Origin of the sequence: Pseudomonas sp. R11F, assembly GCF_050312575.1 — a bacterium.
Classification (GTDB): Bacteria; Pseudomonadota; Gammaproteobacteria; order Pseudomonadales; family Pseudomonadaceae; genus Aquipseudomonas; species Aquipseudomonas palleroniana.
In genome coordinates this window covers 25,779-46,373 of record NZ_JBNPJU010000080.1, presented here as the reverse complement: position 1 = coordinate 46,373, position 20,595 = coordinate 25,779, and the positions used below count along the sequence as shown (strand labels likewise).

Genomic DNA, 20,595 nt, shown 5'->3' with positions numbered 1-20,595 from the left:
GCTTGACTTATAGATGGGGCCGTTACGACTGATTTCAAGCCTGCTCATCAATAGAAGGTGAAACGGGTGCAGGAGCCTTGCTCACCACCACCATTGCCGGGCGCAGCAAGCGACCGTTAAGCAGATAACCCTTCTGGAACACTTTCAACACACTGTTAGGCTCAAGGTCATGGCTCTCTTGCATGGCCATGGCTTGGTGATGCTCGGCGTTGAACGGCTCGCCGCCTTGCGGATCGATCGCTTCCAACTGATAACGCTTCAGGGTGTCCTGGAACATTTTCAGGGTCAGCTCGATCCCTTCACGCATCGCACGGATGTTTTCGTCGTCCGGGTTGGACAGCTCAAGACCACGTTCAAGGCTGTCGATAATCGGCAGCAAGTCGCCGGCAAATTTTTCCAGCGCGAACTTGTGAGCCTTTTCTACATCCTGCTCGGCACGGCGGCGGACGTTCTGCAGATCGGCGGCAACACGCAAAGACTGATCCTGCGCAGCGGCCAATTGCTCTTCAAGCACTTGTACACGAGTTGCCAGCTCATCGCCGCCAGCCGAATTGGCGTCTGGAGTTTGCGTATCCTGCGTCTGTTCGTCAGCCATAGATTTCTCCTTTCAAAATCATGCGCGAACTCGACTCGCGCTTCTGTTCCGGTATATGGGGTCACAATTTCCAGGTTCAAGGGCGCAGGCGTTACCAAAAGTCTTTCACAGGCCCGGGAGCATTTCCGTCGCATTCATTCCGTATCGCACTAAGAAAAAACAATACTCAAGCAAATCGAGCTAAGCGCCAGGATTGTCAGGCCCGAACAAAACACTGTATAAATAACCAGACCTAAAGCCTGGGAGCGGCCGTCATGCTGGTGCACCTGTCCGTACATAACTACGCCATTGTTGAACACCTTGATCTAGAGCTGGATCGCGGAATGAGCGTAATCACAGGCGAAACCGGCGCCGGCAAGTCGATCATGCTCGACGCGCTGGGCCTGACCCTGGGCGACCGAGCCGACAGCGGCGTGGTCCGCCCCGGCGCGGACAAGGCCGATATCCTGGCCACCTTTGACCTGGCGGACATCCCGGAAGCGGAAGCCTGGCTGGCTGAACGCGACCTCAATAACGAAGGCCCGTGCATCCTGCGCCGAGTCATCACCGCCGAAGGGCGCTCACGCGGCTATATCAACGGCACGCCCTGCCCCCTTGGCGACCTGAAAGCGCTGGGTGAGCTGCTGATCGACATCCATAGCCAGCACGAACATCAATCCCTGCTGAAAACCGATACCCACCGTCGCCTGCTGGACGAATACGCCGGGGCCACCGACCTGGCCCGCCAAGTGCAGCTTGCCGCCCAACGCTGGCGCCAGACCCGCCAGGAGCTGGAGCGCCTGTCCAACTCCGGCGACGAACAACGCGCTCGCCACCAGTTACTCAGCTATCAACTTGAAGAACTGGAAAGCCTGGGCCTGGGCGAGACGGAGCTGGAGCAGCTGGAACAGGAACACAAGAACCTCACCAACGCAGAAACCCTGCTGGGCATTTGTCGCCAGGTAGTGGAGCAGTGCAGCGAGAGCGATTCGGGCAATGTGCTCAATGCACTCACGGCCAGCCTCAATCGGCTGTCCAGCGTAAACAGCGCATCCGGCTCATTGAGCGAAGCCACCACCCTGCTGACCAGCGCACAGATCCAGGTTGAGGAGGCAGTGGGCGAACTGAATCGCTTCCTGGATCACTTTGATGCCGACCCTGCTCGCCTCCAGGAAATAGAAGAACGCCTGGACACCATCTACACCCTGGCGCGCAAACACCGGATCCAACCCACCGAAGTGGCGACGATGCAGCAGAAATTGCTGGATGAAATCGAAACCCTCAACGCAAATGACGAATCCATCGAACGCCTGAGTGAAGAGCTCGCTTCGTTTGCCCGTCATTACCAGGAGAAAGCACGAGAACTCAGTGACCTGCGCCGTCAAGCGGCCACGGGGCTGGCCGCTGCGGTGGAACAGGAAATCCAGCGCCTGGGCATGCCGGGCGGCCGCTTTACCATCGAGTTGCACAGCAACGCCACCAATGAACTACAACCCCACGGCCTGGAGCAGGTAGAGCTGCTGGTCAGCGCCAACCCAGGGCAGCCGCTCAAGGCACTGGCCAAAGTGGCGTCCGGCGGCGAGCTGTCGCGCATCAGCCTGGCCATACAGGTGATAACGGCCCAGACCTCACGCGTCCCCACCCTCGTGTTCGACGAAGTGGACGTTGGGATCGGCGGGCCGACTGCTGAGATTGTTGGTCAGCTGTTGCGACGTTTGGGAGATCGCGGCCAGGTGCTGACGGTGACCCACTTGCCGCAGGTAGCTGCCCAAGGGCATCAGCACCTGTTTGTACATAAAGTGCGGGGCAGTGATGCAACGCATACCGCAGTGTCCAAGCTGAACAAATCGGAACGCGTGGAAGAAGTGGCACGCATGTTGGGCGGTATAGACTTGACCAAAGAGTCCTTGGCTCACGCCAAGAAAATGGTGGTAGCCGCCAAGGCTTAGCCAAGCCTTTCTTTATATAGAGGTAGAAAACACGAAGGCGACCCTGAGGTCGCCTTCGATCGTTGCGCGGAGTGAATCCGCGTCATTTTTACTTTTTCTTACGGATGTACAGAACCAGATTGTGGTCGACCAATTCGAATCCATGGTCCTCGGCAATCTTATGTTGCAGAGCTTCGATCTCGGGGCTGGTGAACTCGATAACCTCATTGGTATCCAGGTCAACCATGTGGTCATGATGACCACCGTCAGCCAATTCAAACACCGCATGACCGCCGTCGAAATTATGGCGAACCACCAGCCCTGCGGCTTCAAACTGGGTCAGCACACGATAAACCGTGGCCAGGCCAACGTCCTCGTTAGACTCCATCAGCGCCTTGTAGACATCCTCGGCACTCATGTGGCGCTGCTCAGCAGAATCGAGCATTTGTAGAATTTTGACTCGTGGCAGAGTCACTTTGAGACCGACTTTGCGTAGTTCGCTATTTTCAACCATGGTTAGCTTTCTCGCGGATGCTGCTTCGCAGCTTCTCTTAATACGGGTATGATCGGCGTTTAACGTTGTCCCAGCCAAGATAGTGGAAGTCGCCCACCGATGCAAAACACCAAGCTCTTGCTAACCAGTTTCACCTTTGTGGGACTGCTCGCACTCGCCGGTTGTTCATTCCCCGGGGTTTACAAAATCGACATCCAACAGGGCAATGTCGTCACGCAGGACATGATAGACCAGTTACGCCCGGGAATGACCCGACGGCAAGTACGGTTTATCATGGGCAACCCTCTGCTGACCGACACTTTCCATGCCGATCGCTGGGATTATCTCTACAGCATCCAGCCTGGTGGCGGTGAACGCCAGCAGGAGCGCGTCAGCGTTATTTTTAATGGCAACGACCAGCTTGTCAGCCTGTCAGGTGACTTCAAGCCCGGTGTAAGCCGCGATGACGCCCTGCTCGGCAAGGATAACGGCACGAACGTGAGCGCGCCTGCACAGGACGCCGAGAAGCCGAAGTCCGAAGAGCCTGCCAAGCCCGGCTCCTTGCTGGACCAGATCCAGAAGGACGTTGACGGCGTGAAGACCGTCCCGGTCCCGACACCAGAACCTCTGGACGCCAGCCCGCAGTAACTGCGCGGCAAGCAACAAAAAAGCCCGGCATGCCGGGCTTTTTGTTGCGTGTCATCTGGCGAACTTATGCGCCTTGCTGCCTGGCCATCGCAGCCTTGGCCGCACGCAGCCTACGCACCTCTTTAGGGTCTGCCAGCAACGGCCGGTAGATCTCGATACGATCACCCGCGCTGACGGTACGCTCATCCGGCTTTTCGACCACCTTGCCGAAAATACCCAAGGGATACTCAGCCAACTCCAGCCCGGGAAACTGCGCCGCAATCCCCGACGCCTGCACCGCGCCCCTTACGCTCGTGCCCACCGGTACCGTTACCGCCAACAAAACCTGGCGGTCCTCGGCGGCATACACCACTTCAATCTCAACCATGCAGTTGTTTGGCTCGCTGGCAAAATGCGTCCACCAGCGTATTGGCCGCCTGATTGAACAGAGGGCCCAATGTCGCCCGCACAACCGGGCCCGCGTAGTCAAAGGACAGGTCCAGGCTGATCTTGCAGGCTTTGTCGGTCAGCGCCTTGAAGACCCACACCCCGTGCAATTGAGTGAAGGGGCCTTCCTGCAGGTTCATTTCAATGGATTGCCCAGGCACCAGCACATTACGCGTAACAAAGTGCTGGCTGAGACCACCCTTGGCCACCCCGACACTGGCAACCATATGCTCATCAGTGCTTTCCAGCACTTGCGCAGTAGAACACCACGGCAGGAACTCCGGGTAACGCGCCACGTCGTTGACCAGGTCATAGAGCGCCTGCGCCGGATAGGGCAGCAGGGCCGAACGTTGAATATGCGTCGTCATGTGAGCGTGATTTCCACTGCTGAGGCAAACATCGCGAAAAGAACAGCCGGATCCGCGAGCGAAAAAGATCAAAGAACTGTCTGCATTGTCCGGGATTCGTCGAACACGCTCAAGCACGCAGGTTGACCGTAGCCGACACGCTCGCAACTCCCTATAATGCCGCCCCTATGGCTAAACAAAAGAAACACCCCACAGGGACCATCGCGCAAAATAAAAAGGCGCGACACGATTACTTCATCGAACATCGGTTCGAGGCTGGTCTGGTCCTGGCCGGCTGGGAAGTAAAAAGTCTGCGCGCCAGCAAGCTGCAACTGGTCGACAGCTACGTATTGCTCAAGGATGGCGAGGCATGGCTGCTTGGCAGTCATATCACCCCGCTGACCACCGCGAGCACCCACGTGATTGCCGACCCGGTACGCACGCGCAAACTGCTGCTCAATGCCCGCGAGATCGATAAACTCGCGGCAGCCGTACAGCAGAAAGGCTATGCCTGCGTCTGCTTGTCCTGGTACTGGAGCAAGCACCTGGTCAAGTGCGAGATCGCACTGGGCAAGGGCAAGAAGGAATACGACAAGCGCGATACCGAGCGCGAACGCGACTCCAACCGTGAGTTGCATCGCGCCGTGCGCAACAAGGGCAAGGAAGAGTAGCCCTTGCGAGGCTGTAGCCTGGGGTGGCTCACCCCGGCTACATGCCTTTACGCCGCTCCGCCCGCGCCACGCGCTGAACCTCCTGACGTACTTCCTCCAACACTTCCTGCACATACAGCAGGTGACGTGTTGAGACTTCCCGCGCCTGCTCGGCCCGCCCTTCGATAATTGCCAGATACAAGTCCCGATGCTGGCTGATCAGCATGTCGCGCGTTTCAGTGCGTTGCTGGTACATGCCACCGATATTGGTCACCACGTTGCGCTTGAGCAGATCGAACAGCCCCCGAATGGTGTGCAACAACACCGCGTTATGGCTAGCCTCGGCAATCGCCAAATGAAACCGCGCATCGGCCGCCCCCTCTTCCAGGCGGCTCACCTCGTCGGCCCGCGTGTAGCAATCCTGCAACGCGTCAAACGCTGCGGTCAGCCGCTCACGGTCGACCTCGGTGGCGCGCAGCGCCGCGTAATAGGCGCAGGACGCCTCAAGCGTCTGGCGAAACTCCAACAGGTCACGCTGCGCCTCGGGGTTGTTTTCCAACAGATGCAGCAACGGATCACTGAAGGTCGACCCCAGCGACTCCGCCACATAGTTACCCCCGCCCTGGCGACTGACCAATAACCCCTTGGCCGCCAGCTTCTGGATCGCCTCACGCAACGACGGACGCGACACGCCAAACCGCTCCGCCAGAGCACGCTCTGCCGGCAAGCGTTCGCCTGACTTCAACGTGCCCTCGAGGATCATGCCCTCAAGCTGCTCGACAATATCGTCAGACAAACGGCGCTGCCGCACCTGATCAAACCCCATAACTCACTCCCCACAACCCCGACCACTCGCCGGGGCCTCTATTCTCGCCTATCGCCGCGCTTGCAGCACCTATCAGAACACCCTCGATTGACCCAACCAGAACCCCCTCGCCGACGACGCTACGACCAAAGTTTGCCAAGCGGCAAATTGACACACCCACGCCAACGCTTTTACTCTAGCCGACAGCGCTTGTAAATTGGTCTTACCAATTATCCAAGATGACTGAATCGCGCCTGACCAACAACAATTAGGGGCCACCCCATATGCAAACCTGGCAACAGCTCTACAGCCCTCTCGGAAGCCTCGGCCTGTCCGCATTGGCCGCCGTTATCCCGATCGTATTCTTCTTCCTGGCCCTGGCCGTGTTTCGCCTCAAAGGTCACGTCGCCGGGAGCATCACCCTGGCGCTGTCGATACTGGTGGCAATCTTCGCCTTCCAGATGCCGGTAGACATGGCGCTCGCCGCCGCAGGCTACGGTTTCGCCTATGGGCTGTGGCCAATCGCGTGGATCATCGTCGCCGCGGTCTTCCTCTACAAACTGACGGTCAAAAGCGGCCAGTTCGAGATCATCCGCAGCTCGGTGCTGTCGATTACCGACGATCAACGCCTGCAGGTATTGCTGATTGGTTTCTGCTTCGGCGCCTTCCTGGAAGGTGCCGCCGGTTTCGGTGCGCCGGTGGCGATCACCGCCGCCCTGCTGGTGGGCCTGGGCTTCAACCCGCTGTACGCTGCCGGCCTGTGCCTGATTGCCAACACCGCGCCAGTCGCCTTCGGTGCGCTGGGCATTCCGATCATTGTCGCCGGACAAGTGACCGGTATCGATGCGTTCAAGATCGGCGCCATGACGGGCCGCCAACTGCCACTGCTGTCGCTGTTCGTTCCGTTCTGGCTGGTGTTCATGATGGACGGCCTGCGCGGCGTTCGCGAAACCTGGCCGGCGGCGTTGGTGGCGGGCGCAAGCTTTGCGGTCACGCAGTACTTCACCTCCAACTTCATCGGCCCTGAACTGCCGGACATCACCTCGGCCCTGGCCAGCCTGATTGCTCTGACCTTGTTCCTGAAAGTCTGGCAGCCCAAGCGCACTGCCGGCGCACAGATCGCCGGTGTCACCCCCAGCGCGACGATCACCGCCAGCGCCGGGGGCTTCGGCCAGCCGCGCAGCACAGTGGCCTCGCCTTATAGCCTGGGGCAGATTTTCAAAGCCTGGTCGCCGTTCCTGATCCTGACCGTACTGGTCACCATCTGGACCCTCAAGCCCTTCAAGGCAATGTTCGCCGCAGGCGGCTCGATGTACAGCTGGGTGTTCAACTTCGCCATTCCCCACCTGGATCAAATGGTGATCAAGGTCGCACCAATCGTCACCAACCCGACCGCCATCCCCGCCGTCTTCAAACTGGACCCGATTTCGGCTACCGGCACCGCGATTTTCTTCTCCGCGCTGATCTCAATGCTGGTGTTGAAAATTGACATCAAAACTGGTCTGACCACTTTAAAAGAAACCTTTTACGAGCTGCGCTGGCCGATCCTGTCCATCGGCATGGTGCTGGCATTCGCCTTCGTCACCAACTACTCCGGCATGTCGTCGACCATGGCCCTGGTATTGGCGGCCACCGGCGCCGCTTTCCCGTTTTTCTCGCCGTTCCTCGGCTGGCTGGGGGTTTTCCTGACAGGCTCCGACACCTCGTCCAACGCCCTGTTCAGCTCGCTGCAAGCCACCACCGCGCACCAGATCGGCGTCAACGACACCCTGCTGGTGGCCGCCAATACCAGCGGCGGCGTGACCGGCAAGATGATTTCGCCGCAATCGATCGCCGTGGCCTGCGCCGCGACGGGCCTGGTGGGCAAGGAATCCGACCTGTTCCGCTTCACCCTCAAGCACAGCCTGTTTTTCGCCACGATCGTGGGGCTGATCACCCTGGCACAGGCCTACTGGTTCACCGGTATGCTGGTGCACTAAAGACCTGCACGTAATAGGGTAAGCATCGACGCCGGACCAAGGTGCGGCGTCAACTATTCCTGGAGGACCGATGAGCCTGCCTGCTGCTTTTCTGCGTGACGTCGCACAGCTGATTTCGAAAGATCGACGCTTCGACGACCCGCTTTCCACCCTGGCCTTCGGCACCGACGCCAGCTTTTATCGACTGATCCCACAACTGGTGGTCCGTGTAGAGTCGGAAGACGAAGTGGTGGCGCTGCTGCAACTGGCCCAACGCGATCACGTTCCCGTGACCTTTCGTGCGGCAGGCACCAGCTTGTCCGGCCAAGCCATCTCTGACTCGGTGCTGATCGTGCTGGGCGACAACTGGAACGGCCGCGAGATTCGTGGGCAAGGCACGCAGATCCGTCTGCAACCCGGCGTGATCGGCGCTCAGGCCAACGCCTGGCTGGCGCCGTTCGGGCGCAAGATCGGCCCTGATCCTGCGTCGATCAACGCCTGTAAAATCGGCGGTATCGTTGCCAACAACGCCAGCGGCATGTGCTGCGGTACGTCACAAAACACCTACCACACCTTGGCGGGCATCCGCCTGGTACTGGCTGACGGCAGCCGCCTGGACACCGAAGATCCAGCCAGCGTCGCAGCCTTTGAGCAACAACATGGTGCACTGCTCGAGCGCTTGGCGACATTGGGCCGCGAGACGCGAGCCAACGCCGAACTGGCAGCCAAGATCCGCCACAAATACCGTCTGAAAAACACCACCGGCTTGTCACTCAATGCCTTGGTCGACTTTGATGAGCCCCTGGATATCCTCAGCCACCTACTGGTGGGCTCCGAGGGCACGCTGGGCTTTATCAGCGCGGTCACCTACGACACGGTGATTGATCACCCGAACAAGGCGTCGGCGCTGATTGTCTTCCCGGACGTCGAAACCTGCTGCAACGCAGTGACCGTCTTGAAAACCCAACCGGTCTCGGCGGTCGAATTGCTCGACCGGCGCAGCCTGCGCTCGGTACAGAACAAACCGGGCATGCCGGCTTTCGTACAACACCTATCGGAAAGCGCCTGCGCGTTGCTGATCGAATCCCGTGCGGCATCGCCATCGCTGCTGCAGGAACAGATCAGACTGATCATGGCCTCCCTGGCGCCTTTCCCTGTGGAGAAACAGGTCGACTTCACCGAGGACCCAGTGGAGAACGCCCGGTTATGGGCCATCCGCAAAGACACCTTCCCCGCCGTCGGCGCCGTGCGCAAAACCGGCACCACGGTGATCATCGAAGACGTGACCTTCCCGGTCGAACAACTGGCCATCGGCGTCAACCGCCTGATCGAACTGTTCGACAAGCATCACTACGACGAAGCGATCCTTTTCGGACACGCCCTGGAAGGCAATCTGCACTTTGTGTTCACGCAAGGCTTCAACAGCAGCGAAGAAGTCGCACGCTACCAAGCGTTCATGGACGACGTCGCGCAGCTGGTGGCCGTGGAATTCGGTGGCTCGCTGAAAGCCGAACACGGCACCGGCCGTAATATGGCGCCCTTCGTCGAACTGGAATGGGGCAGCGACGCCTATCAATTGATGTGGCAGCTTAAACGCCTGCTCGACCCCAACGGCATTCTCAATCCAGACGTGGTGCTCAGCGAAGATCCGCAAATCCACCTCAAACACCTCAAGCCCTTGCCCGCCGCCGACGAGCTGGTGGATAAGTGCATCGAGTGCGGTTTCTGCGAGCCGGTGTGCCCGTCGAAGGGGCTGACCCTGAGCCCACGCCAGCGCATCGTGATCTGGCGCGATATCCAGGCCAGACGGCGCGCCGGCGTCGACACCACCGAGCTGGAAGCGGCGTACCATTACCAGGGCATCGACACCTGCGCCGCCACCGGGCTATGCGCCCAACGCTGCCCCGTAGGCATCAATACCGGTGACCTGGTGAAAAAGCTGCGTTCTCGTGACGCCAACCGTACGAAAACAGCCGAATGGCTGGCCAGCCATTTCGCCACCGCCCTGCAAGGTGCACGCTTCACCCTGCACGTTGCCAATGGTGCGCGCATGCTGCTGGGCGCACCGCGCCTTGCAACACTCTCGGCGAACCTCACCCGGTTGTCCCAAGGCCAGATCCCGCAGTGGACCAACGCCATGCCGCAGCCGGAGAAAGCCATTCGCTTCAGCCCGCCTGTGACCGACGAGCGCCCCCGCGTGGTTTATCTGGCGGCTTGCGTCTCGCGTGCCATGGGCCCCGCAGCCGGTGATAAAGAGCAGATATCGCTGTACGACAAAACCCGTGGCCTGCTGGAAAAGGCCGGCTACCAAGTCGTATTTCCCGAGCACCTGGACAACCTGTGCTGCGGGCAGCCTTTCGCGTCCAAGGGCTACGCCGAACAGGCCGAACACAAGCGCCAGGAAATGCTCGGCGCCCTGCTCCACGCCAGTCGTGGCGGCCTCGACCCGATCTACTGCGACACCAGCCCCTGCACCCTGCGGCTGATGCAGGACCTCGGCGAAACGCGCCTGGACCTCTACGACCCGGTGCGCTTCATTCGCACCCATCTGATGGACCGCCTCGACTTCACCCCCCAGGAAGCGCCCATCGCCGTACACGTCACCTGCAGCACCCAGCACCTGGGCGAAAGCCAGGCGCTGATCGACCTGGCGCGACGCTGCGCCAAGACCGTGGTGGTCCCGGAAGGCATCCACTGCTGCGGCTTTGCCGGCGACAAGGGCTTCACCACGCCGGAGCTCAACGCCCACTCCCTGCGAACCCTCAAGGACGCGGTGCAATACTGCAGCGAAGGGATTTCCACCAGCCGCACCTGCGAAATCGGCCTGAGCCAGCATGGCGGCATCGATTACCACGGTTTGGTGTACCTGGTGGACCGCGTCACCCAGGCCCGCGCAGATTAAACCTGCAAAAAAACAGAACCCCAGCGCGCCGGCGTAGTCATCTGCATAGGTCTTCGCGACGAAGGCCCTCAACGACTTCGCTGGCTGCCCCAACCCGGGAGCAGCATCGAGCCTTACGTGTACAAGGAGAATACCGATGAAGCGCACTGCTCTTGCTGGCTTGTTCATCACTGCGGCGATGCTGGCCGCCCCTGTTTTCGCGGCCGGTGAACCTGATTTGTGCAAAATCAACCTCGACAAAATCAACAACGGCAAAGCCCTGCTGGCCACCGACACCTCCGGCAAAAGCGGCGAAATCGACACCGCCGTCTCCCAAGCAAAGGCAGCCCACGCCGCCGGTGATGACAAGAAGTGCATCGAGATTACCTCCAAAGCCCTGCAAGACCTGCAGAACACCGACAAAGGTGGCAACCAATAGCGCGCCGACGCTCAAGGCCAACCTTCGGGTTGGCCTTCTGTGACCGTTTGGCGTACACTGCACAAGCTTGTCACTCACTATGAAACAACGAGTTACAAGCACGGGGCCGTTTAGGATTCGACGCCGGTCGCGAAACTTTAGGTGCATGCCGAGTTGGTAACAGAACTCGTAAATCCACTGTTGCAACTTCTTATAGTTGCCAATGACGACCAATACGGTGCTGCTCTCGCTGCTTAATTGCAGCTGACATGCACTCCTGATGCCTTCGGGCTCAGCAATCATCAGGGGATGTCTGTAAACCCAAAATGATTGTCATATAGAACAGAATCGCCGTGCAGTACGTTGTGGACGAAGCGGCTAAAACTTACACAACTCGCCCAAAGCACCCTGCCCGTCGGGTCGCTGAGGGTTAACTTAATAGACACGGCTACGCATGTAGTACCGACAGCGGAGTACTGGCGGACGGGGGTTCAAATCCCCCCGGCTCCACCAAATGATCAAAAAAAGACGTCCAAGGGCGTCTTTTTTTGCGCCTGCGATTCGGTTAATACGCGGCTTCCAGCGCTTTTACGGTCTTCTGAGAGCTTTTGAGTTCCAGCCATTTGCCTATTCCAGACGGTATCCGGCAAATCCGCTGCAAATTTTTGGAATACCGAATCAGTGCCTGAGGACAATCTCATGCCTGCTCAAACTTTTCGTCTCTCCGATCGACAGCTCAAGGGAGTCAAACCCGCGTCCAAGGATTACGTCCTCACGGACGGTGACGGTTTGCAACTCCGAGTTCGCAGCAACGGCTCGTTGCTGTGGAATTACCGCGAACCTGTGACCAAGAAGCGCATCAACATCGGCTTTGGGACCTACCCCCGAATCATCACTGGCGAATGCACGAAAGATAACGGACATGAGCAAGCCATTCGATATGGACCAGCGCAGTGAGGCGACGCGGTACTACTATCTGCTAACGGCCAGGCTGCTCGCACGGCGCCTAGAAAAGCCATGGCTTTTCAGTCTCAGAGTGAGAGTGGCAGCTATCGATCCACCAGCCGCTCGTGAAGGGCATCTGACACTCAGAATCTACCGTTAAACTATAGCCCCTAGCCACCAGCAGGTTGGGCTTGTGCGAACCCAGGCCACACGCGAGCGTGGTAATGTGCGCCGACCGTAAGCTTCTCTAGATTGGTTTTTGATTTTTTTACTCATGATGAAATCGTTGATCGGATATAAAAAATGTTGAATTTCAACGAGATAGCTAAAATATTCTCCAGCAGCAACATCAATTCCGTTTCGGGGGGCGATCTGTCCCTTGTCACGAGAGTGGCTAAATGCTATCAAGACAGCTTTGATGACACCTTTACTGTTGCTAGCGTATTTGAATTTTGTTATCACCTACTGTGCAGGGAATATCGCAATGAATACTATTATAAAAACTCTATTGCAAAGAAAATCCTCCTAGGAAGGCATTCAATAAACAGCTCGACTATGCTCACTGAATTCCGAGTAGGTGCAAACAAAGCAGACTGCGTGATCGTCAATGGCATTTCAACATGTTATGAGATAAAAACCGATTATGACAACTTAACCCGGCTAAAACCTCAAATCGACTCTTACCTGAAGATATTCGACAAAGTTAACGTAGTAGTCTCTAAGAAAAATCTAGCCTCAGTACTGCACACAACACCTGAAGAAGTAGGGGTCATATTACTAAACAAGAGCGGCACTTTTCGAGAGATGAGATCTGCGCAACTTACAGGTGCACAGATTGATGTTCGGGTCTTAATGAGATCGCTTAGACGTGACGAATACGTGGGGCTTACTGAATCGTTGTTTGGCGCGGCACCCAATGTGAGCAATACCGAGATCTTTCGTGAGTGTGAGCGCTTACTGACATCTGCCGCCAACGAGAAAATTCGTACTGAGTTTACAAAAATCATTCGTCAAACCAGAGCTTTAGACAAGGATTTCATACTGTCTTTACCTACATCCTTAATAGCGGCCGGAGTCGAATTTGGATCAACCCGCAAGGCCCGAGCTGGACTTGTGGAAAACATGAACTCAATCTTAAGTAAGGAAGCTTTATGTACTACCCAATCCTTAAAGGAAAAAAGTTTGAACTAACTGCACTCAGGGAACTCGTTGGACATATACCCTCCAGCAATGTATGCCCCATTTTTGAACCTGTAAATTTAAACCTTGCCCCCCTAGCGGCTACCATCTCCGAATTGACAGCAGCTGGCATTACCTCATGGGTAGTAATTAATCCTTCTCAAAGTGAATTCGCAAGTGGTTCGGCGTCAAACATTTTTGCTTCTCTGAGAACCCACCTTGCAACTATTGGGACTGGCCAAGGTTCATTTGTCCCATGTATAAAAATACGTGATGCGTCTGATGCGCCTGCCATCGCATTATTAAAAAGCTTTACCATACCTTTTGTCGCTTATGTTGAAGGCATTGTTACACCTGCCCTCGTTGTGGATCTAATGAGAGCCTCTGCTGTGGCACTCAATCCAGACAAAACGAATGTTTCGGTGTGGGGAGTTCTTCCAAGAGTCGTCCTCTTTCATGATGGCTTTGACAAAAAAACCAGAAATTTAGATTACGGCACAGAATCGTATTACTCAAACTTTCACAGTGGGTATAAAGCGTTCCCAAATGCTATTGGATTTGGCGATTATACGATTCTCAGCGAACGCTTCGTTGAAGGTGGCGGCCCAGCATTTGTCGTTACCCTACACATGTCCTACCTTGATCCGTCACGGTCAACTCAAATGTATGTGCGCCATTTCTCCTCCTACTCTGACAATGACAGTCAAAGTGACCCCGGCGGTAAATTTCGCGAAGCTCTAGATTTGCTTATTTCCCATGTATCAACGAACCCAGGAAATTTCGTCAACACAGCAGGCCTGCAAGAATTTATAACTCTTCATGGCACTCGACACTACCCTGGACTTGGCAAAGTTAAAAAAGCATCAATCAAGCATCATATTCAGACGCTATCCACATGGTAATTCATTTCGCATATCTTATCAGGCCAACTTCCACCCCCTTCACAGGGAGCTGTTCGTGAAATAGTTCGGGAGTAATAAAATCGTTTCATCCAAAATATAAATTGCTCGCAAACTTGCGATCAGAGCTTGAATTCTCGCCTAACATCAACTTCATCTATCTCATATAGTCGTGCAGGCTTCTAATATTTAACGAAGCCTTGCACAACTCAATCTATTTAGCTGGCCGTGCTCAGTACGATTACGTGATAAGTCTCCGTCTATGCGCTCTGAACAACGACCAATGTCCGTCATTTTTTCATAAGCCCCTCGTCTTACAAACCTTAGAGGCGGCGAACTTCAACCCACTGGGCTCCTCTAGAAGCTTCCGCCTTTCTGCGCTTGTAGCCCCACTGCAAGCAATTCTTACCAGCAGATAACATGTGAGAAAAATAAAAAAAATCTGCGAGAGCAGAAAAAACTCTTACAATCCAGGGTCGGCTTTCCTACAAATTTTTTTGCCCCCACTGATACACAAGAGATAGCCCCGTGAGTGACTCAGACAGCTCATCCGTGCCACTGGTTGACGTAGTGAAGCTTGCCGCATCCCTTCAGCGTTTCGCAGATGATCGCGACTGGCAGCAGTTCCACTCCCCAAAAAATCTCATCTTGGCGCTCACTGGCGAGGTAGGAGAGCTGTGCGAGATTTTCCAATGGATGAGCGATGCCGATTCGCTCTCCGTAGCTAAAGATCCCGAAATCGGCCTAGCCGTAAAGGACGAATTGGCGGACGTACTGATGTACCTAGTTCGCCTGAGCAGCGTACTCGGCGTTGATCTCAACGAAGCGGTGACACGGAAACTCGCCTCGAACGGCCAGAAGTACCCCGTGGATAAAGCCAAAAGCAGCAGCAAAAAGTACGACCGACTCTAAACAACTCGAATCTAAGGACACCCCGTGATCGTCTACGCTGCGACCAAACAGCAATTTCTTAAAGACAACGATAACGATGACATTGAGGAGGTGATCCTCAGGCATTTTAAGGAAGCCACCGGCAAGACCGTTGGCAGGTCGGAAATCAGGTCGTGGCAAGGATCTCTAACGTATATGGCCAAGGTCCTTAGGGATGAAGGCCTTCCGAGCGACGCGGGCCTGGCCATTGAGCTGCACATTCCGCAGTCGTCGAAGCGCATCGATTTTCTGCTCACCGGCCGCGACGAAAATCAGGCAAAAAAAGCCGTCTTGATCGAATTAAAGCAATGGAGCAAGGCCAGCGCCACTACCAAGGATGCCATCGTCAAAACGGCATTGGGTGGTGGCCTCGTTGAGACCATTCACCCGTCCTATCAAGTATGGTCATACGCCGCGCTGCTGGAGGGCTTCAACGAGGCGGTGTATGACAAAAGCATCGAGATCCGTCCGTGTGCCTACCTTCATAACTACGTCAGCGACGGCATCATCGACTCAGCGCACTACGAGCCCCACATCAGCAAAGCCCCACTATTCCTGAAAGGGCCGGATGAGCTCACCAAGCTCAGAAGCTTCCTGAAAAAGCATATTGCTCACGGCGACAACAAAGAGGTTCTCTACGAACTGTCCGATGGGAAAATCCGTCCGTCCAAAGCGCTAGCCGAGGCCCTCGAAGGGCTGATGACAGGCAAGCCAGAGTTCGTATTGATTGACGATCAAAAAGCAATTTTTGAATCAGCGCTTGCGGCAGCAAGCGAAGCCTCGGACCAGGCACCAAAGGTGCTGATCATTGAGGGGGGCCCGGGCACCGGGAAAACTGTTCTGGCTATCAATTTACTGGTGAGGCTCACAGAATTGAGGTTGTTAAGCAAATATGTCTCGAAGAATGCCGCCCCACGCAAGGTCTACGAAAGTAAACTGGTTGGCACCATCAAACGCAGCCATTTCTCGAATTTCTTTTCAGGCTCTGGGGCGTTCATCGACACTGAGCCCAACACATTCGATGCGCTTATCGTGGACGAAGCCCACCGGCTGAATGAGAAAAGCGGGCTTTATGGGAACCTTGGCGAAAACCAGATCAAGGAGCTGATTGAATCAGCGAAATGCTCAATTTTCTTCATCGATGAAGATCAGCGTGTGACCCTGAGCGACATAGGCAGCAAGCAGGCAATACGTGCCTTTGCCAAAGCCAAGGGGGCTGAGGTCGAGGAATATGTGCTGTCTTCACAGTTTCGCTGCAGTGGTTCTGACGGTTACATGGCATGGCTGGATGACGTGCTTGGCATTCGCTCGACAGCAAATCCGACGCTCAACACCTCGGAGTACGAGTTCAAGGTATTCGACTCACCTCAGGCGCTGCATGACGCCATTGACGAGAAAAACCATGGAAACAAGGCTCGTGTGGTCGCGGGCTATTGCTGGCCTTGGCTCAGCAAGAAAGACTCCAAGGCCGCTGACATCGTTATCGGCAATGACTACACACGCCAATGGAATCTGGATCAGGATGGCAGCTTGTGGATCATCGCTGAAAATTCCATTGAACAGGTCGGTTGCATCCACACCTGCCAAGGGCTGGAAGTTGATTATATTGGTGTAATCATCGGACCGGATCTAGTCGTGCGTGATGGGCAGGTGGTGACGTCGCCGCATGAGCGAGACAAGCACGACAAATCGATTCGTGGCTGGAAGAAGTTTATGAAGGAGCAACCTGCTCTGGCGCAGCAGGAGACAGACCTGATCATCAAAAACACGTATCGAACATTGATGACTCGTGGGATGAAAGGCTGCTACCTATACTGTACCGATAAGGAGACCGCGCAATACTTTGAGAGTCGACTTGCCGGGTACAGCAACGACTGATGGCCCTGCGAGTTTGATGTCACTATTCGGGGTTAGCCTTACGAAAAAACCGTAGGTTGAACACAGTAAAAAACTAAGGCTCGATTACCCATCGCCCGCGCAACATTCCTTTCAGCTCATCAACGCTCAGAGTCATATGCCGTTTGCGATGGACCACCGCGTGACAGTTCGCGCACAACGTAACGAGGTCAGTCTCAGGATTCACGGCTTTCTCACCACCAAAGTCCGAAATCGGCACTATATGGTGAACGTGAATGAACCCCTTCGCGTGCTCGCCGTACGCCTGTTCGAAATCAAAACCACATGCCTTGCAGTCAAAGCCGTGGATAGCAATGGCCTTCACCCTCAGATCTTTCCGGCGCTCGTAACGGGTTCCAAAGTAACTTAATTTGCTGCCTTCATTGGCCGATTCAAAGGTCAATGAATCACCGTCGGAATTTGGTGCGACCTGGTCAGCCTGGGAAGACAGGAGCTTCGCATGACTTAGGATTGCATCGTAATCCAGTTGGGAAATGGACCGAACCCCGTCACGCCAATAGTTGTTCACTCGAGTAGCAGGGATCGTCTCTAGGTACACTCCGTTAATTTTTGAGGGGATAGCGGCTTCAAACGGAGTGAAGTTTTCGATCAAAGCAAAAAGGTCACCCTTATCACTCCTCCGGTCTGCGTAGACCTTGCCGATGCGTGCCATACCAAAATAATGCGGATCGGCGCTGAGGCGGACAGAAGCAAAAGTTTTGTCCTTTATGCGTCCTTTGTAATAGATCACTTCGGTTCCTTCAGCAAGCCAGGCTTGGTACCGCTTGGGGAAGTGATAGACAGCACCGGTTTCGTCTTGCCATTGCGATGTGTCGTTTTCAACGATGACTGCGGGCATTCCATTTCCTCTAGACTGATGGCAAAAGCCTACCAAAAATGAGGAAGTTTCTTACAAGATACTTAAGATTTACATCCTTGCTTAACGTCAGCTCCGCTCTGTTGAACTCATACCACCGATCGTGGTGAGTATTGCCCGGTAGAGCGGTATTCCAATTGGTATTCCAGACGGAAAGCCTGACCGGTGGACCTTCGGAATTTTCCTTCAAGATGCCGAGCCGTTCGTGAACTAGTGCAATCCACCCTACAACGCTAACTTCCCTCTGTCGCTGCCCATCAGCGACCGGCTTTGACAGGCCGAAAAGTGTAACCTTTCACACCCCTCGATAAGTCGGCATGCTTCAAGCATCCCGACTCGTTCATGGCGGCTGTGCGTGGGGCATCTTCGGGTGCGCCGGGTTCCTACACTTCCGGTCTGTCAACCTGCGTACAGCTGCCACCCAATCCTGTTTGACAGCAGGGGGCGGCGGCTCCTTAAACAGTGTGGGAGCTCCATCATGAAAAAGATCACCCCCAACCCAACAACAACCCTCTTCACCCTGGCTCCAGACATTCCTGCCGAAACCCTGCTGGTCCAAGCCAGTGAAATCCTCACCTCGCTGAACGTCATGACCACAGACCTAGCCTTTGAACTTGAAGGCTCACACCGCCACAAGCTGCTGGCTACTCAGCAATTGATAGTGTTGGGCGAGCTGCTGCTGGACCGAGTACTGGACACGCTTGTGTTCACGGGTGGTGCGCAAACGCCGCAACAGTAAAGAGTCGGCAAATTGAAAGCGGCCTCTTGCAGGCTGCTTTCTCGGCCAAACTTTCGCTACTCTTGTAGCCCTATCCACCCAAGCCTCTGACCCCTCCTGCAATTATTTCCTCAACATCTCCCCCCTCTCAATACAAGCAATTAAAAACACAAGCCGTACAATGAGAACGTTCGGCCTCTCACTCGCTCCACCCCGCGAGCCCCAAACCCCGGCCCCAACAGCGACCTCTCCCCCCAAACAGGCGCCCCAATGGACATAAAACAACTCAAATTCCTAATCGCACTGGAGCAAACCCGTCACTTCGGCCAGGCAGCCGCGCGCTGCCATATCACGCAACCGACACTGTCGATGCGCTTGCGCAATCTGGAAGATGAGTTGGGCCTGGAGCTGGTTACCCGTGGCCAGCGCTTCGAAGGCTTCACCGAGGCCGGGGAGCGCGTGTTGGCGTGGGCCAGGACCTTGCTGGCCGCGCATGATGGGTTGTTCGCCGAAGCGGCGGCGTGTCGTGGTCAGTTGGTCGGTAACTTGCGCCTGGGCCTGGTGCCGCTTAGCGGGTTCAACCCGATCAGTTACATCCAGGGCCTGTCTCATACGTTCCCCGAACTCAAGTTCAGCCTGTCGTCCATGAGCTCGGACAAGATCATCGAAGCCTTGGGCACCAACCAACTGGACCTGGGCGTGTGTTACCTGGAGCACGTGAACCCCAATTACCTGGACTTTTTCGAGCTGGGTGAGACCCGCGTCGGGCTGTTGTACGACACCCGGCACTTCCATTTCGAAGGCACCGAGATGAGTTGGGAAGACGCCGCCGAGTTGCCCCTGGGGATGATCAGCAATGGCATGCACTATCGTAAGTCCATTGACCTGAGTTTCCGCAGTCGCGGTCTCGACCCCCAGCCCATCCTCGAGAGCGATTCGACCTATCAGTTGTTCCAGGCGATCCACGAAGGTTTTTGCTGTGCGATCATGCCGTTGGACAGCGGCCTGGAAAGCCCTATCGAGAATCTGGCGTTTATCAACCTGCCCGATGCCAGCGTGCTCGCGCCGTTGGGCATGGTCATGCGCAAGACCGAGCCGCGCTCGGCCATCGCCGAAAAATGTTTTGCCGAAGCCAGGAAATTGCTCACCGCCAAGGGCGCAGGCGAGTAACGGAGGTTTGCCCATGATTTGCCGAGTCGAACACGCCGCTGAAGCAGGCGATGCCAATGCACCGGCACCGCAGCCACGCAACGTTGCCTATCGGGAGTATGACGAAGGTGCGCAGGTCGCCGAGGCGGCGCTGGCGGCGGAAATCGCGCTGGCCATCAGTTACAACGGCTTGAGCCAGGCGGTGATGATGGTTTCACCTGGCGACATCGAGGACTTCATCCGCGGCTTCAGCGTGAGCAATGGGATCATCGACAATCTGGGTGAAATCTACGATATCCAGCTCACGCATTTTGATCAGGCTTGCCAGGCAGACGTCAACATCTCCAATCGGGCGTTCTGGGCGCTGAAAGATCACCGGCGGCAGATGGCGGGCACCAGCGGCTGCGGATTGTGCGGCGTGGAGGCGCTGGAACAGGCATTGCCTCAACTGGACATCCTGCAACCGGCGCTCCTGCCGCCCGCGCATCACCTCAAGGGCTTGCGTGAGCGTATCGACGCCGCCCAGGTCATGGGGAAAAGTACCGGCGCCCTGCATGCGGCGCTGCACTTCGACGCTGACGGCTCAGCCTTGTTGTGCCGTGAAGACATTGGCCGGCATAACGCACTGGATAAATTGATCGGCGCTATGCAACAGGCACAGGTCGATGCGCGCAGCGGGTTCACGGTCGTCACCAGTCGTTGCAGCCTGGAGCTTATTCACAAGGCCGTGAGGGCCGGGCTAGGCACCTTGGTCAGTTTGTCGGCGCCCACCAGCCTGACGGTGCAATGGGCACGCAAACACCAGCTCAACCTGATCCACGTACCGCATCGAAGCGCACCGCGGATCTACAGCCCGGCCTGAAGGACGGCTGGA

At 56.1% G+C, this 20,595-nt stretch carries 19 protein-coding genes, 1 other RNA gene and 1 pseudogene; 15 read left to right on the top strand and 6 right to left on the bottom strand.

Annotated features, from left to right (window positions below; genetic code table 11):
- Positions 1–34: 34 nt before the first annotated feature.
- Positions 35–595 carry a nucleotide exchange factor GrpE gene (grpE, locus tag ACQRBV_RS27210; protein WP_244700624.1) on the bottom strand — a complete coding sequence of 187 codons (561 nt, stop codon included), beginning with the start codon at positions 593–595 and terminating at the stop codon, positions 35–37.
- A 254-nt stretch (positions 596–849) separates the two neighbouring features.
- Between grpE and recN the strand changes: the two genes are divergently transcribed.
- Complete coding sequence (gene recN / locus ACQRBV_RS27205) at positions 850–2,523, top strand: DNA repair protein RecN (RefSeq protein ID WP_411985608.1); 1,674 nt, start codon at positions 850–852, stop codon at positions 2,521–2,523.
- An 88-nt stretch (positions 2,524–2,611) separates the two neighbouring features.
- Here the strand turns inward: recN and fur are convergent, their stop codons facing one another.
- Positions 2,612–3,016, bottom strand: a complete 405-nt coding sequence (gene fur / locus ACQRBV_RS27200) for a ferric iron uptake transcriptional regulator (RefSeq protein ID WP_090365772.1) — start codon at positions 3,014–3,016, stop codon at positions 2,612–2,614.
- Positions 3,017–3,115: 99 nt separating this feature from the next.
- Between fur and ACQRBV_RS27195 the strand changes: the two genes are divergently transcribed.
- Positions 3,116–3,643 (top strand): outer membrane protein assembly factor BamE, encoded by a 528-nt coding sequence (locus ACQRBV_RS27195; RefSeq protein ID WP_060752277.1) that lies wholly within the window; start codon positions 3,116–3,118, stop codon positions 3,641–3,643.
- A 64-nt stretch (positions 3,644–3,707) separates the two neighbouring features.
- On the opposite strand, the gene ACQRBV_RS27190 is transcribed toward ACQRBV_RS27195, so the two are convergent.
- Entirely contained in the window at positions 3,708–4,010 is a 303-nt protein-coding gene (locus tag ACQRBV_RS27190) for an RnfH family protein (protein WP_411985607.1), read from the bottom strand.
- Positions 4,003–4,437, bottom strand: a complete 435-nt coding sequence (locus ACQRBV_RS27185; RefSeq protein WP_060752279.1) for a type II toxin-antitoxin system RatA family toxin — start codon at positions 4,435–4,437, stop codon at positions 4,003–4,005. Before ACQRBV_RS27185 ends, ACQRBV_RS27190 begins: the two co-directional genes overlap by 8 nt.
- Positions 4,438–4,604: 167 nt before the next feature.
- Between ACQRBV_RS27185 and smpB the strand changes: the two genes are divergently transcribed.
- Positions 4,605–5,087, top strand: a complete 483-nt coding sequence (gene smpB / locus ACQRBV_RS27180; RefSeq protein ID WP_060752280.1) for an SsrA-binding protein SmpB — start codon at positions 4,605–4,607, stop codon at positions 5,085–5,087.
- 37 nt (positions 5,088–5,124) lie between these two features.
- Here the strand turns inward: smpB and ACQRBV_RS27175 are convergent, their stop codons facing one another.
- Positions 5,125–5,892, bottom strand: a complete 768-nt coding sequence (locus ACQRBV_RS27175; RefSeq protein ID WP_060752281.1) for a GntR family transcriptional regulator — start codon at positions 5,890–5,892, stop codon at positions 5,125–5,127.
- Positions 5,893–6,155: 263 nt separating this feature from the next.
- Between ACQRBV_RS27175 and ACQRBV_RS27170 the strand changes: the two genes are divergently transcribed.
- From ACQRBV_RS27170 to ACQRBV_RS27130, 9 genes and pseudogenes are all read left to right on the top strand, one after another.
- The gene (locus tag ACQRBV_RS27170) at positions 6,156–7,850 is read left to right on the top strand and encodes a lactate permease LctP family transporter (protein WP_205344941.1); all 1,695 of its coding nucleotides are present in this window, start codon (positions 6,156–6,158) and stop codon (positions 7,848–7,850) included.
- A 70-nt stretch (positions 7,851–7,920) separates the two neighbouring features.
- Entirely contained in the window at positions 7,921–10,731 is a 2,811-nt protein-coding gene (locus ACQRBV_RS27165) for an FAD-binding and (Fe-S)-binding domain-containing protein (RefSeq protein ID WP_411985606.1), read from the top strand.
- Positions 10,732–10,867: 136 nt separating this feature from the next.
- The gene (locus ACQRBV_RS27160) at positions 10,868–11,149 is read left to right on the top strand and encodes a hypothetical protein (RefSeq protein ID WP_411985605.1); all 282 of its coding nucleotides are present in this window, start codon (positions 10,868–10,870) and stop codon (positions 11,147–11,149) included.
- Positions 11,150–11,251: 102 nt separating this feature from the next.
- Positions 11,252–11,641, top strand: a transfer-messenger RNA (tmRNA) gene (ssrA, locus tag ACQRBV_RS27155).
- 186 nt (positions 11,642–11,827) lie between these two features.
- Positions 11,828–12,044, top strand: a pseudogene (locus ACQRBV_RS27150) (integrase arm-type DNA-binding domain-containing protein); the annotation flags it as partial.
- 332 nt (positions 12,045–12,376) lie between these two features.
- Positions 12,377–13,264, top strand: a complete 888-nt coding sequence (locus tag ACQRBV_RS27145; protein WP_411985604.1) for a sce7726 family protein — start codon at positions 12,377–12,379, stop codon at positions 13,262–13,264.
- Positions 13,225–14,154, top strand: coding sequence for a sce7725 family protein (locus ACQRBV_RS27140; protein ID WP_411985603.1), 930 nt, complete (start codon positions 13,225–13,227; stop codon positions 14,152–14,154). Before ACQRBV_RS27145 ends, ACQRBV_RS27140 begins: the two co-directional genes overlap by 40 nt.
- A 525-nt stretch (positions 14,155–14,679) precedes the next feature.
- A complete protein-coding gene (locus ACQRBV_RS27135) occupies positions 14,680–15,063 on the top strand; it encodes a nucleotide pyrophosphohydrolase (protein WP_411985602.1) in 384 nt (127 codons plus the stop codon).
- A 24-nt stretch (positions 15,064–15,087) separates the two neighbouring features.
- Entirely contained in the window at positions 15,088–16,959 is a 1,872-nt protein-coding gene (locus ACQRBV_RS27130; protein WP_411985601.1) for a DNA/RNA helicase domain-containing protein, read from the top strand.
- Between the two features lie 73 nt (positions 16,960–17,032).
- Here the strand turns inward: ACQRBV_RS27130 and ACQRBV_RS27125 are convergent, their stop codons facing one another.
- Positions 17,033–17,836: an HNH endonuclease gene (locus ACQRBV_RS27125; protein WP_411985600.1), complete on the bottom strand. Its 804-nt coding sequence runs from the start codon at positions 17,834–17,836 to the stop codon at positions 17,033–17,035.
- 496 nt (positions 17,837–18,332) lie between these two features.
- Here ACQRBV_RS27125 and ACQRBV_RS27120 point away from each other — a divergent pair, with 496 nt between their 5' ends.
- The 3 genes from ACQRBV_RS27120 (at position 18,333) to fdhD (ending at position 20,583) form a co-directional block, all read left to right on the top strand.
- Entirely contained in the window at positions 18,333–18,593 is a 261-nt protein-coding gene (locus ACQRBV_RS27120; protein WP_198762445.1) for a DUF6124 family protein, read from the top strand.
- A 249-nt stretch (positions 18,594–18,842) separates the two neighbouring features.
- Entirely contained in the window at positions 18,843–19,742 is a 900-nt protein-coding gene (locus ACQRBV_RS27115) for a LysR family transcriptional regulator (protein WP_161548398.1), read from the top strand.
- A gap of 13 nt (positions 19,743–19,755) precedes the next feature.
- Entirely contained in the window at positions 19,756–20,583 is an 828-nt protein-coding gene (gene fdhD, locus ACQRBV_RS27110; RefSeq protein WP_411985599.1) for a formate dehydrogenase accessory sulfurtransferase FdhD, read from the top strand.
- Positions 20,584–20,595 lie beyond the last annotated feature (12 nt).

Coding starts and splice junctions, on each gene's coding strand:
- grpE (WP_244700624.1), bottom strand. CDS start 595: ATGGCTGACGAACAGACGCAGGATACGCAAACTCCAGACGCCAATTCG.
- ACQRBV_RS27190 (WP_411985607.1), bottom strand. CDS start 4,010: ATGGTTGAGATTGAAGTGGTGTATGCCGCCGAGGACCGCCAGGTTTTG.
- fur (WP_090365772.1), bottom strand. CDS start 3,016: ATGGTTGAAAATAGCGAACTACGCAAAGTCGGTCTCAAAGTGACTCTG.
- ACQRBV_RS27160 (WP_411985605.1), top strand. CDS start 10,868: ATGAAGCGCACTGCTCTTGCTGGCTTGTTCATCACTGCGGCGATGCTG.
- ACQRBV_RS27145 (WP_411985604.1), top strand. CDS start 12,377: ATGTTGAATTTCAACGAGATAGCTAAAATATTCTCCAGCAGCAACATC.
- ACQRBV_RS27115 (WP_161548398.1), top strand. CDS start 18,843: ATGGACATAAAACAACTCAAATTCCTAATCGCACTGGAGCAAACCCGT.
- ACQRBV_RS27195 (WP_060752277.1), top strand. CDS start 3,116: ATGCAAAACACCAAGCTCTTGCTAACCAGTTTCACCTTTGTGGGACTG.
- ACQRBV_RS27165 (WP_411985606.1), top strand. CDS start 7,921: ATGAGCCTGCCTGCTGCTTTTCTGCGTGACGTCGCACAGCTGATTTCG.
- ACQRBV_RS27175 (WP_060752281.1), bottom strand. CDS start 5,892: ATGGGGTTTGATCAGGTGCGGCAGCGCCGTTTGTCTGACGATATTGTC.
- ACQRBV_RS27125 (WP_411985600.1), bottom strand. CDS start 17,836: ATGCCCGCAGTCATCGTTGAAAACGACACATCGCAATGGCAAGACGAA.
- ACQRBV_RS27185 (WP_060752279.1), bottom strand. CDS start 4,437: ATGACGACGCATATTCAACGTTCGGCCCTGCTGCCCTATCCGGCGCAG.
- fdhD (WP_411985599.1), top strand. CDS start 19,756: ATGATTTGCCGAGTCGAACACGCCGCTGAAGCAGGCGATGCCAATGCA.
- recN (WP_411985608.1), top strand. CDS start 850: ATGCTGGTGCACCTGTCCGTACATAACTACGCCATTGTTGAACACCTT.
- ACQRBV_RS27170 (WP_205344941.1), top strand. CDS start 6,156: ATGCAAACCTGGCAACAGCTCTACAGCCCTCTCGGAAGCCTCGGCCTG.
- ACQRBV_RS27120 (WP_198762445.1), top strand. CDS start 18,333: ATGAAAAAGATCACCCCCAACCCAACAACAACCCTCTTCACCCTGGCT.
- ACQRBV_RS27140 (WP_411985603.1), top strand. CDS start 13,225: ATGTACTACCCAATCCTTAAAGGAAAAAAGTTTGAACTAACTGCACTC.
- smpB (WP_060752280.1), top strand. CDS start 4,605: ATGGCTAAACAAAAGAAACACCCCACAGGGACCATCGCGCAAAATAAA.